A 12,424-nucleotide genomic window follows, 5' to 3' on the forward strand; every position below is an offset into this window, starting at 1 on the left:
TTATAATAAGAGAGTATGTGTACGTGTGTAGAACTGCACGTATACGGATAAAGTAGAAATAACATAATAATGATAGATAAGAGAAAGCGAAAGGGGAATTTTTGCTATGGCAGCAGGAACAGATATTGGAATTGATTTAGGAACCGCCAGCGTATTAGTTTACGTCAAAGGAAAAGGTGTAGTATTAAAAGAGCCATCTGTAGTGGCATTTGATAGAAATACAAACAAGATCAAAGCGATCGGAGAAGAAGCACGTTTAATGTTAGGAAGAACACCAGGTAATATCGTGGCAGTTCGTCCATTACGTCAGGGAGTTATCTCTGATTATACAGTTACAGAGAAGATGTTAAGTTATTTTATCAGCAGAACAGTTGGTAAGTCTTTATTTGGAAGAAAACCTCGCATCAGTGTTTGTGTACCAAGTGGTGCAACTGAAGTAGAGAAGAAAGCCGTAGAAGATGCAACATATCAGGCAGGAGCAAGAGAAGTTTCCATCATCGAAGAGCCAGTAGCAGCAGCGATCGGTGCAGGAATCGACATTGCAAAACCTTGTGGAAATATGATCGTTGATATCGGTGGTGGTACAGCTGATATCGCAGTTATCTCTTTAGGTGGAGTCGTAGTAAGCAACTCTATCAAAGTAGCTGGAGATGACTTTGACGAAGCAATCGTACGTTTCATGCGTAAGAAACATAACTTATTAATTGGAGAACGTACAGCAGAAGAGATCAAGATCAATGTAGGTACAGTATACAAACGCCCAGAAAATCTTACAATGGACGTTCGCGGACGTAACCTTGTAACAGGACTTCCAAAGACAGTGACTGTGACATCTGAAGAAACAGAAGAAGCTTTAAGAGAACCTGCATACCAGATCGTAGACGCAGTACACAATGTACTGGAGAGAACTCCACCAGAATTAGCAGCTGATATTTCTGATCGTGGAATCGTTTTAACAGGTGGTGGATCTTTAATTCAGGGATTAGAAGAACTGATCGAAGAGAAGACTGGAATCAACACAATGACAGCAGAAGATCCTTTAACAGCTGTAGCAATCGGTACAGGAAAATATATCGAATATTTAGCAGATGATGATAAAAAATCAAAGAACAAATAATCATTAGAGATTCAAAGAGGCCAGGATGGCAATTCATCCTGGCCTTAATTCACGTTATACTGTAGATCAGAAGAAAGGAGAGAAAACAATGGCATATTTGAAAGGATACGTAGATCATATACGTTTTCGGAATGAAGATAACGGATATACTGTATTAAGCCTTGATGTCGATGGAGATGAAGAGACTGTCGTTGGATCATTTCCTTTCTTAAATGATGGAGAATACATATCTTTGGAAGGAGATTATGTCGATCACCCAGTGCATGGACCACAATTTCAGATGAGAACTTATGAGATTGTGGCTCCAGATGATATTGACAGCATGGAACGTTATTTAGGTTCCGGAGCGATCAAAGGAGTCGGACCTGCACTTGCAAAACGTATTACAAAGAAGTTTAAGATGGATACCTTCCGAGTTATCGAAGAGGAGCCAGAACGTCTTGCAGAAGTAAAAGGAATCAGCGAGAAGAAAGCCAGAGCGATCGCCGTGGAATTCAGTGAGAAGCAGGAAATGCGTCAGGCGATGATGTTTCTGTCTGGATATGGAATCAATAATAATCTTGCTGTGAAGATTTATAAAGAATATGGGGATCATTTGTATACGATCATTCAGGAAAATCCATATAAGATGACGGATGATATTGCAGGAGTCGGATTTAAGATCGCAGATGAGATCGCAAAGAAAGTCGGGATTGGAAGTAACTCAGATTACCGCATCATTTCTGGAATTTTTTACACCTTAATGCGGGCACTAAATGAAGGCCATGTATTTTTGCCAAAACGTATTTTGTGCAGAAATGCAGCTCATATCTTAGGGGTAACACCAGAAGATATCGAAGAGCATTTATTAGAAATGATGATCGATCGCAAGATTGTCATTGAAGAGGATGAAGAGACAAGAGTTTATGCAGCACCACAGTATCATATGGAAGTCAATACGGCAAGAATGCTGCTGGATTTAAATATCCATTATGATGTTTCCATTTCTGAGGTGGAGACAATGATCGCAATGATCGAAGAGACAGAGCAGATCACATTTGCTGAAAAACAGAAAGAAGCGATCCATGCAGTGGCACAGGATAGTATTGTTGTCTTAACTGGAGGTCCGGGAACTGGTAAGACGACAACGATTAATGGAATGATCCAGTATTTTGAACATGAAGGGCTGGATATCCGTCTGGCAGCACCAACAGGAAGAGCAGCAAAGCGTATGACAGAGGCAACAGGATATGAGGCAATGACGATTCATCGTATGTTAGAGATCAATGGGGAAGCAGACAGGGAACGTGACATGAAAAAGGGAAATGCATCCATGTTTGAACGCAATGCGGGTAATCCATTAGAAACGGATGTGATCATCATTGACGAGATGTCCATGGTAGACCTATATCTGATGAATGCACTCCTGCAAGCTATGGTGCCTGGAACAAGATTGGTCATTGTAGGAGATGCCAATCAGTTGCCATCGATCGGTGCTGGAAATGTCTTAAAAGATATGATCGCATCAGGACAGTTTAAAGTCGTGGAATTAAACCAGATCTTCCGTCAGGAAGAAGGCAGCCATATCGTAAGAAATGCCCATCTGATCCATCAGGGAAGACCAGTTGAATTAGATAATAAGAGCCGAGATTTTTTCTTCTTACAGAGAAATAATATTCAGGATGTACTGGGAGTTTTAGTATATTTAGTACGGGATAAACTACCAGGATATGTCCATGTGAAACCATATGATATCCAGATCTTAACACCAATGCGAAAAGGTGAACTTGGTGTTGAGAGGCTCAATCAGGTCATGCAGCAATATTTGAATCCACCATCTGATGAGAAGAAAGAAAAAGAGATCGCCTTTGGATTGTTCCGGGAAGGTGACAAAGTCATGCAGATCAAGAACAATTATCAGATTGAATGGGAAATGCGAAATAGCAAAGGATTCACCGTAGATAAGGGAGTTGGAGTATTCAATGGTGATATGGGAATCATCACAGAAATCAATGATTACACAGAGAAGATCACAGTCTTATTTGATGAGACGAGGGAAGTCCAGTATCCGTATGCAAGTCTTGATGAATTAGAACTTGCATATGCAGTCACAATCCACAAATCACAGGGAAGCGAATACCCAGCGGTTGTGATGCCGATCTTAAGCGGACCAAGAGTATTATTCCACAGAAACCTTCTGTATACAGGAGTCACAAGAGCAAAAAACTGTTTAACGATCGTAGGAGACAGAAATATGTTATTTTCCATGATCCAGAATGTCAATGAGCAACGGAGGTATACAACCCTTGCACTGCGCTTAGATCAGATCGCAAATGAATCCGAAGAAAGCGGTCCGATGGATGATCTTGGAATATAAAAAGTAAAAAATAAAGAGAAAAATGCCAGAAACCGTCATCTTTTAGAGGACGGTTTTTCTTGTTTGAAGTCCTTTTCAAACCTTATAATGAAGGGGAGGAAAGGAAGGGACATATGAAAGAAAAAAGACGTATGATATCAGAAGCAGCCAGGCAGTTAGGCCTTGAAACATATCATTTAAGAACATGGGAAGAAGAATTTTCCTTAACGATCCCTCGAAATGAAAAAGGATATCGTTGTTATGGAGACAAAGAAATACATACATTTGAACAGATCCGTGATATGAGAAATGCTGGATTAGACAGCGAAGAGATTAAACAGAAATTATCCGGAAATATCATTCCATTTCCGGAAGAAAAACAGATGAATACGTCTGATAAAATGATGCAGTTTCAAAAAGTGTTGGTAAAGATCATGGGACAGGCGATTCTGGAACAGAAAGATCATATTGCAGATCAGATCAGTTCTAAGGTTTCAGACAGAGTAGTAAAAGAAATGGATTATCAGTTTCGGCTAAGAGAAGCTGAAGAAGAAAAAAGATTTCAGAAATTGGATGAGATGATCAGAAATCAGCAAAAAGCAAGAGAAGAAATTGCAGCATCCAGAGAAAAACGAAGATTTTTCAGAAGAAAACGAAAAGAAAGATAAGTAAAGATTGTATTTGGATTCAGACAATATTATAATAAATTTATCAGCTCTGATCTGTAACAGATGAGGAGTGAATAGATAGAGTGAGGAATTCGAATATGAAGAAACGACCAAAGATTCTGGTAGTCGGAAGTCTTATGATGAATCAAGGCATAGAAACATCTGTGATCCCAGAAGAAGGACAGACAGTGATGGGTGAAGATATTAAGAAATCACCCGGAGGCAAGGGGGCTAATCAGGCAGTACAGATGGCTCGCCTTGGGGCAGATGTTACGTTGATCGGTAAGATCGGAAGAGACAGGGATGGAGAAGAACTGGTTAAAGTATGTAAGGAAGCAGGAGTGAACACGGAACAGATCATTTATGATGATGTGCTCCCAACAGGATCTTCGATTGTATTATTAGAGACTGTTCCAGGACAGAAAGTAAAGAAAAGATCGATCGTTATACCAGGGGCAACAACACAATTAACGGTTGATGAGATCGCATATCTGGAAGATGAGATGGACAAATATGATCTCGTTGTGCTTCAGAATGCGATACCGATGGAAGTCAATGAAGCAATTGCGGGCTATGCATATAAACATGAAGTTGATGTAGTATTGAATCCTATTCCGGCAAAGAAGCTTTCAAAAGAACTTATGGAGTGCGTTACATACCTGATCGTCAATGAGCAGGCAGCAAAATCAATGACAGGTATTAAGATCCATAGTGATTGGAAGAGGGAATGGACAAGATTTAATCTCGATGAAGCAAGAGTTGCATCTGCGGTGATCCGTGGACGAGGAATACCAACAGTACTGATCACATTGGCTGAAAAGGGTGTGATCATGAACACACCAGAACGTTTTTACTATAAGAAAGCGATCGAAGATGTAGAGGTGGTCGATCCAAGAGCCGCAGGAGATGCATTTATCGGGGCATTCTGTACAAGGATCTGTACGGATGATTCTATTGGAAAAGTGCTGACGATCGCGAATTATACAGCAGCTTTATCTATTGCAACAGAAGGGGCAATAGAATCTCTGCCAACATCGAAACAAGTAAGAGAATATATGGAACAAAAAAGAGATGCATAAAAATGCATCTCTTTTTTGTTGCTTGAACAATATACGTACCTGGAAATTATTCCTGGCTGATAGCTCCTGCTGGACATCCGTCTGCGCAAGCTCCACATTCCATGCATGTATCTGCATCGATTACGTACTGTCCATCTCCTTCGCTGATAGCTCCTGCTGGGCAAGTTCCTTCGCAAGCTCCACAAGAAATACAAGCGTCTGAAATTACATATGCCATAGTTATATCCTCCTTATATAAATAGTATAATCATTAGTAGCGGGTAAACCCCGCTCGACCATTTCTATTTTAATATACTTAGGAAGGAATATCAAGTAATTTTGTTGTATTTTTAACAATAATAAGTGGAAAATTTATAAAGTTATTTTGACACTTTGAACAGAATGTATTATACTATGAATGTTAGTTTGAACTATTTTAGAAAACATGTATCGCAAAACATATTTTCTGAAAATATTATTAAATTTTATGGAGGAACAAACGAAATGGCAATTTCAAAAGATATGATCATCGCAGATCTGATCGCATTAGATCCAAACTACGCAGCAATTCTTATGGCATCTGGAATGGGATGTGTGGGATGCCCATCATCTCAGGGAGAAAGCATTGAACAGGCAGCTTATGTTCATGGAATGGACTTAGATGAACTGCTTGGAAGATTAAACGAATATGCTCAGACAAAAGAAGCATAATTAATCTTAAGAATGATAAATACCATCTTATGGCATTTCGATAATGTTGTAAGGTGGGATTTTTTTATTGTTAGGCTTTAAGCCTGTTCAGCACAGTTCCGTTTCTCAGAAGAGAAACGGAACTGTGCTGAACGAATAAACCACCGGCTAGGCCGGTAAGTCAGCATTGCTTAAGCTTACAGTAAAAAACCTCCAGTGATATAATTATGATGGTTCACCAACCACATAAAATCAAAGGAAGTTATCCAAATGGATATCGATAGTTTAGCACATACAGGTTAAGCTGGAGGTTTTGATTTTATGGGAGAATCACGAATGATTTCCACATATAAGGAAAAAGTTTGGTATAGAAATGAATTGAAAATTGGTGTAGCATAGCTCATAGAAAAAGAGGATAGGTATTTTTGTTTCTTTAAAATATCTGTCCTTTTTGGAATATCGTTTGTGATAAGGATAAAATAACACCAAAATAAGATATGAGGTGAAAAGCAGATGTTGACAACAAGGCAGATAGAATTACTAAAATATCTGGAAAAACGAGAAGAATATACAACAACCAAAGAACTGGCAGAGGAATTTTCCATCAGTTCCAGAACAATCCGAAATGATCTGGACGCCATTGAATATTCAACAAAAGATTTACCAATCAAGATTGAGAGAACACCAAGACTTGGAATCCGTCTTGAATTTCTGGAGAAGGTAGGACTGGATTCCATTTTGTATACGAATGATATGAAAGAATATTCCAGAGATGAGCGTGCGGTCGTGATTGCAATGATGCTGATCTTAACTGACAAGACAACGATCGAACAGTTAGCAGATCAGATGGAAGTGAGCAAGAATACACTGGTGGAAGATTTAAACAGTGTCGAAGCATTATTTGAATATTATGGAATTACATTGGAAAGAAAGTCGTATTATGGATTAACGATCAGCGGAGATGAAGAAAAAATCCGAAATATGGTATTTAATATCTATTTAAAGATCACAAAACAAAAGACGATCAATCTGGATGAGATTATTAAAGAATATACAGTGATCAAAGAAGAGATTCCAGAAGAGATTATCTATAAGATTGAGGATAATGAGAGGATTAAGTATTCGGATGATTCTGTAAAAGAGTTAAAGAACATGATTCTGATAACGTTAAACAGGGCTTTTGACGGATTTTATATGGGAGGAGATACAGGATATCTTAGAGGAAGAGAAAAGCCAGATAATTTTCAGATCATAGAAGAGATCCTTAAAAGAGAAGAAATACAAGTAACAGAAGGTGATATTTTATATATGATCATGCTGCTCAATGCATCAAAGAAGATTAAAGGAATATCTCTGGAAGACACAATCGAGGACCGAAAGATCATGATGGCAACGCAGAGTCTGATTCAGGAATTTTGCAGGATTACGAAGATTGATATGAAAATAGGACAGGATATCAGTACTCAGATCATGATGCATCTAAAAGTAGCTATTTATCGTCTGAAGAATCACATTGAGATTGAAAATCCTCTGATGGAAGATATTAAATATTCTTCTTTATTTGTGTATGAAATCACAAAGAAGATCTTAAGAGAATACGAAGCCATGTTTGACGTAGTATTTCCAGAAACAGAGATCGCATATACTACGATGTATTTTGAGACATTGTTTCAGGAAAATTATAATATGAACTTTACAGTAAATGTCATTGTTGTATGCAACAGCGGATTATCAACGGCAGTGCTGTTAAAACAGCGGTTACATATGATCGTTCCGGAACTGAATGTTATTTCTACCTGCAGAGTCAGTGATGTGATAAAAGAGGCAGAAAATATCAATCCGGATTTTATCATCAGTACAGTACCATTGAAAATGAATCAATATAAAGTGATCGAGGTAAATCCACTTCTAAATGCAGAAGATGTCAATGTGATCCGAAGGAACCTTACCAATTTATCTTATAATCGAAGAAATGAGCACTTGGCAAAGCAGATGGAGGCAATTCATAAGATGCCAATGGAAGAGTTATTCCAAAAAGATTGTTGTAAGTTTAATCTCAAAATTTCAGATTGGAAAGAGGCTCTACAGGTTGCGGCAGATCCATTGATACAATATAATTATATTCAGAAAGAGTATGTTGATGACATCATAAAGATCATTCAGACGATAGGAAACTACATGGTATTTATTCCAGAGATTGCATTTGTGCATGCATCACCAGAGCATGTGAATGAAGATCATATGTCATTGCTGAAACTTGCCAAACCAATTGAATTCGGGACAAAAAGCAAGGTAGATGTGAAAGTGATCATTGTGATCGCAAGCAAAGAAGAGAACAAGAATCTTGTGGAACTTATGCAGATTTTAATGAAAGAAGACAATGTAGCAAAGCTTAAGAATGTAACAAATTATGATGACATCAGGGAAATCAGATAGGAGACTGGATATGATTTGTACACGAGTGATAGAGGAGGTTAAAGATTATCAGAGTGCAATTAAGATGACTTGTGATATTCTGGAAGAGAAGGGGGCGGTCAACCATACTTATTATCAGGCAATTTTAGATAATATCGAGAAATACGGCGGATATTTTTACCTTGGCAAAGGAATCTGCATGCCACATGCCAGGACAGAGGACGGGGCAATAAAATCAGGAATGTGCGTATTGATGGTAAAAAATAAAGTCAGATTTTTCAATAATCAGGTAAGAGTTTTCATCACGATCGCAGCAAAGGGTGAGATGGAACATTTTAAGAATCTTCATCGAATTGCTAATTTTTGCAACGATGAAGAGAAAATGAAAAGATTAGAAGAAATCAAGGATGAGAAAGAACTCTTGGAATTGATAGGAGAATGATATGAAGACTATAATGACAGTATGTGGAACAGGACTCGGATCAAGTTTTTTTGTAGAAATCAATATTGGAACACTGCTTCAAAAATGGGGACTTCAGGATAAGTATAAGACAACGCATGGAGCAGTATTTGAGGTGTCAGAAGAAGATGCAGATTATTTCATTACAGCAAAAGATCTGGAAGATACGCTGAGTTATCTTCCGAATCTGATCGTATTGGATTCCATTGTGGATATGGATGAGCTGGAACATAAGTTATATGACAAATTAAAAGCAGATATAGAGGAGACGTTTGAATGATCGATATAGTCCGTGACTTCTTATTAGAACCGGTAATCTTGATTGGTGTCATCGTATTTATCGGTTTGGTTTTACAGCGAAAAGGATTTGAGGTCGTTGTAAAAGGAACGTTAAAAGCGATGATCGGATTTATGATCATCAGTATCGGCGGGAATATCATATCAGAAGCAGTAGCATCGTTTGGACTTATGATGAAGAGAGGTTTTCATACCACTGGATTGATCCTGAGTGTTGAAGGAATTTCAGGAATTGTAGTGGATCGTTATGGAACACAGATTGCAGTGATCATGATCCTTGGAATGTTGGTAAATCTGGTTCTGGCAAGGATCACGAGATTCCATTATGTGTTTCTGACAGGACAGCAGACGCTTTACATGGCGAGCATGATCGTTGTCGTATTAACTTCAATGAATGTTCATGGAATCATGGTTTATGTGTTAGGAAGTCTGGCTCTCGGAATTTCTATGGTATTTTCACCGGCAGTATTACAATCATATACAGAAAAAATATGCAAGACAGATAAGATAGCAGTGGGACATTTTGGTGGTATGGTGTATTTTCTAGCAGCATGGCTTGGAAAGATATACGGAGAGAATTCAAAATCTGCAGAAGATATGAAATTCCCGAAGAAACTGGCCTTTTTGCGTGATTCATCTATTACCGTATCGGTTACTATGATCTTATTTTATGTGGTTGCAGCATGTGCAAGTGGAAGATCTTATGTGGAATCAAACTTATCAGATGGAAAGAGTTACCTGACCTATGCTGTTTTACAGGCACTGACATTTACGGTAGGATTTGTGATAATCACAACGGGAATCCGTTGGTTTATCAATGAGATTGTACCTGCGATCAAAGGTATTGCGGACACATGGATTCCAGATGCAAAGCCAGCAGTTGATTGTCCGGTTGTATTTACTTATGCACCGAATTCCCTGATGGTAGGGTTCCTTGCATCATTTGTTGGAGGATTAGTATCCATGGGTGTGATGATCGCATGCCAGATCACAGTTATTATTCCAGGGATTATGGCACATTTCTTTGTCGGGGCAACTGCCGGAGTATACGGTAATTCCACAGGTGGAAGACGAGGAGCAGTGCTTGGAGGTTTTGTGGCAGGTGTGATAATGTCAGTACTTCCGGAATTATTTCTTCCATATATCGGGCAGTTTGCCACAGAGCATGTTACATTTCCGGAACCAGATATCGGACTTGTAGGATTGATTCTTGGAAAGTATATCAAGAGGGTTGGTCCATGGGGAATGCTGACGATCTTGATCGGTATCATTATCATCATCATCTTGATTCCAGAGATGCTTGTAAATCGTGAAGAAGGGGAAGAATGGTATCAGTATGGAATGAAACCAGAGAAGAATAAAAAGAATAAACCAAGAAAAAATAAAAAGCCGCAAGGCAAAAATAAATGAATAAAGAATAGATTGCCACATTAGAGGAAATCAATTGGACTGGATAAAGGTTTTTGACAGTGTTTAAAATAAACTTACACAAAATGAGTAGGAGGTTTTAAAATGAAAGCAGGAGTTTATTACGGTGTAGAAGATTTCAGAGTGGCAGAATTTCCAGAACCAGAGCTTAAGGAAGATGGTGTAAAGATCGCAGTGAAGTATTGCGGAGTCTGTGGGACAGATGTACACAAATTTCATGGACAGTGTGGATCACATCCAATGAAACCGCCAGTTCCTTTAGGTCATGAAGTGTCTGGAGTTGTTGTAGAAACAGGAAAACATGTAACACATTTTAAAGTTGGAGACCGCGTAGTCGCTGATCCAAACTGGGGATGTGGGGCATGTTTTTTTTGTAAAAATAATATGCCGCATATGTGCGAGAACGGAAAAGGTGTGGTAAAAGGATTTGCACAATATATTTGCCCTCCAGAGTCAAATGTATATCATATTCCTGATCATTTAAGCCTTAGAGAAGCAGCACTGGCGGAGCCATTATCCTGCTGCCTTCATGGAATGGATCTGCTGGATGTGAAGTTAGGCGATGTTGTTGTAGTGATTGGAATGGGAATGATCGGAAGTATGATGGTAAAACTTTGCAGTATTGCTGGTGCATCACATATCATCGTCATAGAAACACAGGAAAATAAAAGAGAAAGTGCCAAAGATTACGGCGCAACTTTATTTATCAATCCAAATGTGGAAAATGTGGAAACGGTAATTGCACAAAATGGAATTCAAAATGTTGATAAAGTCATGGAATGTGTTGGTGCAAAGGTAACAATGCGGACAGCATTTGAGGTTGCAGGAAAATGTGCGACGATTGTTTTATTTGGCCTTGGTAAAGAAGGAGAAGCCATCGATTTTTATCCATATGAAGCATTTAGAAAAGAACTGACGATCCGTGCATCCTATGTAAATCCGCATACAATGGAGCGTGCCGTACGTTTATTATCAAGTAATCAGTTCTCAGCTTCTATGTTTATCAGCAAAGAAATCCAGTTAGAAGAAGCGGAAGTAGAGCTGAGAACACAAAAGGATTCAAGATACGGAAAAGTTCTGGTACACATTTCCTGATAGAAGTTGCCACATTGATGAAATCAATTGGTATGGCAGCAGTGTACGAGTAACGATACAATATAGACATAAAATAAATCAGCAAAAATTAACGCAAAGGAGGATATGTATATGTTAATTTCAGCAATCTTAGTTGCCCTTATTGCGATCGGAAGCCAATGGTGGTTCAGCCACACAATCACAAGAACATGGCTGTATCCAATCTGGGCAGGATTCATGGTAGCAGTCGTTATGGGGGACCCAATCAATGGTATGAAAGCAGCCGCTTACATCCAGCTTACTTATTTAGGATGGATCACAGCCGGAGGTACAATGCCAGGAAACTTAATGGTAGCCGGAGTCTTCGGTACAGCATTAACAATTATTTCTGGAGCATCACCAAGTTTAGCACCAACATTTGCAGTGCCATTTAGTTTATTAGGTATTTTGATCAATCAGGCATATATGACTATCAACGCTTTTTGGGTACATAAAGCAGATAAATATCTGGAACAGGGAAATATTACAGGTGTTCGTTTAATGAACTATGTACCATCAGGAATCACATCAACAATTCTTTATGGAGTGCCAGCATTTTGCTTAGTTTATTTCGGAGGAGATTTTGCAACAAAAGCACTTGCAGCAATTCCACAGAATATCATCGATGCATTAAACGTTGTAGGTGCATTAATGCCAGCATTAGGAATCGCAATGTTATTAAGTTTTCTTGCTAAGAAAAAGATCGTTGCATTTTTCTTCATTGGATACTTCGCAACTGTATATGCCAAATTGGACACAATGGCAATCACAATCTTCGCAGCATGCGTTGGTGTCTTAATCTACTTATTCACAATGAAGAAAGAAGGAGAGGAGGAATAAACA

The 12,424-nt window shown here is 38.6% G+C and carries 12 protein-coding genes; 11 read left to right on the plus strand and 1 reads right to left on the minus strand.

Translation table 11 applies throughout. The features are described from left to right. The first annotated feature begins 106 nt into the window (after positions 1–106). The 4 genes from mreB (at position 107) to QUE18_RS01790 (ending at position 5,199) form a co-directional block, all read left to right on the plus strand. Entirely contained in the window at positions 107–1,117 is a 1,011-nt protein-coding gene (gene mreB, locus QUE18_RS01775) for a rod shape-determining protein (protein WP_008393923.1), read from the plus strand. Positions 1,118–1,205: 88 nt separating this feature from the next. Beyond that, the gene (recD2, locus tag QUE18_RS01780; protein ID WP_009264588.1) at positions 1,206–3,473 is read left to right on the plus strand and encodes an SF1B family DNA helicase RecD2; all 2,268 of its coding nucleotides are present in this window, start codon (positions 1,206–1,208) and stop codon (positions 3,471–3,473) included. Positions 3,474–3,586: 113 nt separating this feature from the next. Further along, positions 3,587–4,120 (plus strand): helix-turn-helix domain-containing protein, encoded by a 534-nt coding sequence (locus QUE18_RS01785; protein WP_015530659.1) that lies wholly within the window; start codon positions 3,587–3,589, stop codon positions 4,118–4,120. A gap of 98 nt (positions 4,121–4,218) precedes the next feature. Next, positions 4,219–5,199: a ribokinase gene (locus QUE18_RS01790; RefSeq protein ID WP_009203285.1), complete on the plus strand. Its 981-nt coding sequence runs from the start codon at positions 4,219–4,221 to the stop codon at positions 5,197–5,199. Between the two features lie 46 nt (positions 5,200–5,245). Here QUE18_RS01790 and QUE18_RS01795 read toward each other — a convergent pair whose 3' ends face one another. Beyond that, on the minus strand, positions 5,246–5,416 hold the full coding sequence (locus tag QUE18_RS01795; protein ID WP_008393929.1) for a DUF362 domain-containing protein: 171 nt from the start codon (positions 5,414–5,416) through the stop codon (positions 5,246–5,248). A 266-nt stretch (positions 5,417–5,682) separates the two neighbouring features. On the opposite strand from QUE18_RS01795, the gene QUE18_RS01800 reads away from it, so the two are divergent. The 7 genes from QUE18_RS01800 (at position 5,683) to QUE18_RS01830 (ending at position 12,421) form a co-directional block, all read left to right on the plus strand. Continuing rightward, positions 5,683–5,889, plus strand: a complete 207-nt coding sequence (locus QUE18_RS01800; protein WP_009264587.1) for a DUF1858 domain-containing protein — start codon at positions 5,683–5,685, stop codon at positions 5,887–5,889. 492 nt (positions 5,890–6,381) lie between these two features. Continuing rightward, complete coding sequence (locus QUE18_RS01805) at positions 6,382–8,304, plus strand: BglG family transcription antiterminator (protein ID WP_009203283.1); 1,923 nt, start codon at positions 6,382–6,384, stop codon at positions 8,302–8,304. 10 nt (positions 8,305–8,314) lie between these two features. Beyond that, the gene (locus QUE18_RS01810; protein ID WP_242852702.1) at positions 8,315–8,725 is read left to right on the plus strand and encodes a PTS sugar transporter subunit IIA; all 411 of its coding nucleotides are present in this window, start codon (positions 8,315–8,317) and stop codon (positions 8,723–8,725) included. 1 nt (position 8,726) lies between these two features. After that, positions 8,727–9,023, plus strand: a complete 297-nt coding sequence (locus QUE18_RS01815) for a PTS sugar transporter subunit IIB (protein ID WP_008393935.1) — start codon at positions 8,727–8,729, stop codon at positions 9,021–9,023. After that, positions 9,020–10,450, plus strand: a complete 1,431-nt coding sequence (locus QUE18_RS01820; RefSeq protein WP_009203281.1) for a PTS ascorbate transporter subunit IIC — start codon at positions 9,020–9,022, stop codon at positions 10,448–10,450. The genes QUE18_RS01815 and QUE18_RS01820 overlap by 4 nt, the downstream gene beginning before the upstream one ends. Positions 10,451–10,552: 102 nt before the next feature. After that, a complete protein-coding gene (locus tag QUE18_RS01825; protein ID WP_009203280.1) occupies positions 10,553–11,563 on the plus strand; it encodes a zinc-dependent alcohol dehydrogenase family protein in 1,011 nt (336 codons plus the stop codon). 111 nt (positions 11,564–11,674) lie between these two features. Continuing rightward, a complete protein-coding gene (locus tag QUE18_RS01830; protein WP_040344106.1) occupies positions 11,675–12,421 on the plus strand; it encodes a PTS mannose/fructose/sorbose/N-acetylgalactosamine transporter subunit IIC in 747 nt (248 codons plus the stop codon). Positions 12,422–12,424 lie beyond the last annotated feature (3 nt).

This window comes from Anaerostipes hadrus ATCC 29173 = JCM 17467 (assembly GCF_030296915.1).
GTDB classification, from domain to species: domain Bacteria; phylum Bacillota; class Clostridia; order Lachnospirales; family Lachnospiraceae; genus Anaerostipes; species Anaerostipes hadrus.

Bases quoted from the DNA above. Each gene is read 5' to 3' on its own strand.
- mreB (WP_008393923.1), top strand. From the start codon at position 107: ATGGCAGCAGGAACAGATATTGGAATTGATTTAGGAACCGCCAGCGTA.
- recD2 (WP_009264588.1), top strand. From the start codon at position 1,206: ATGGCATATTTGAAAGGATACGTAGATCATATACGTTTTCGGAATGAA.
- QUE18_RS01785 (WP_015530659.1), top strand. From the start codon at position 3,587: ATGAAAGAAAAAAGACGTATGATATCAGAAGCAGCCAGGCAGTTAGGC.
- QUE18_RS01790 (WP_009203285.1), top strand. From the start codon at position 4,219: ATGAAGAAACGACCAAAGATTCTGGTAGTCGGAAGTCTTATGATGAAT.
- QUE18_RS01795 (WP_008393929.1), bottom strand. From the start codon at position 5,416: ATGGCATATGTAATTTCAGACGCTTGTATTTCTTGTGGAGCTTGCGAA.
- QUE18_RS01800 (WP_009264587.1), top strand. From the start codon at position 5,683: ATGGCAATTTCAAAAGATATGATCATCGCAGATCTGATCGCATTAGAT.
- QUE18_RS01805 (WP_009203283.1), top strand. From the start codon at position 6,382: ATGTTGACAACAAGGCAGATAGAATTACTAAAATATCTGGAAAAACGA.
- QUE18_RS01810 (WP_242852702.1), top strand. From the start codon at position 8,315: ATGATTTGTACACGAGTGATAGAGGAGGTTAAAGATTATCAGAGTGCA.
- QUE18_RS01815 (WP_008393935.1), top strand. From the start codon at position 8,727: ATGAAGACTATAATGACAGTATGTGGAACAGGACTCGGATCAAGTTTT.
- QUE18_RS01820 (WP_009203281.1), top strand. From the start codon at position 9,020: ATGATCGATATAGTCCGTGACTTCTTATTAGAACCGGTAATCTTGATT.
- QUE18_RS01825 (WP_009203280.1), top strand. From the start codon at position 10,553: ATGAAAGCAGGAGTTTATTACGGTGTAGAAGATTTCAGAGTGGCAGAA.
- QUE18_RS01830 (WP_040344106.1), top strand. From the start codon at position 11,675: ATGTTAATTTCAGCAATCTTAGTTGCCCTTATTGCGATCGGAAGCCAA.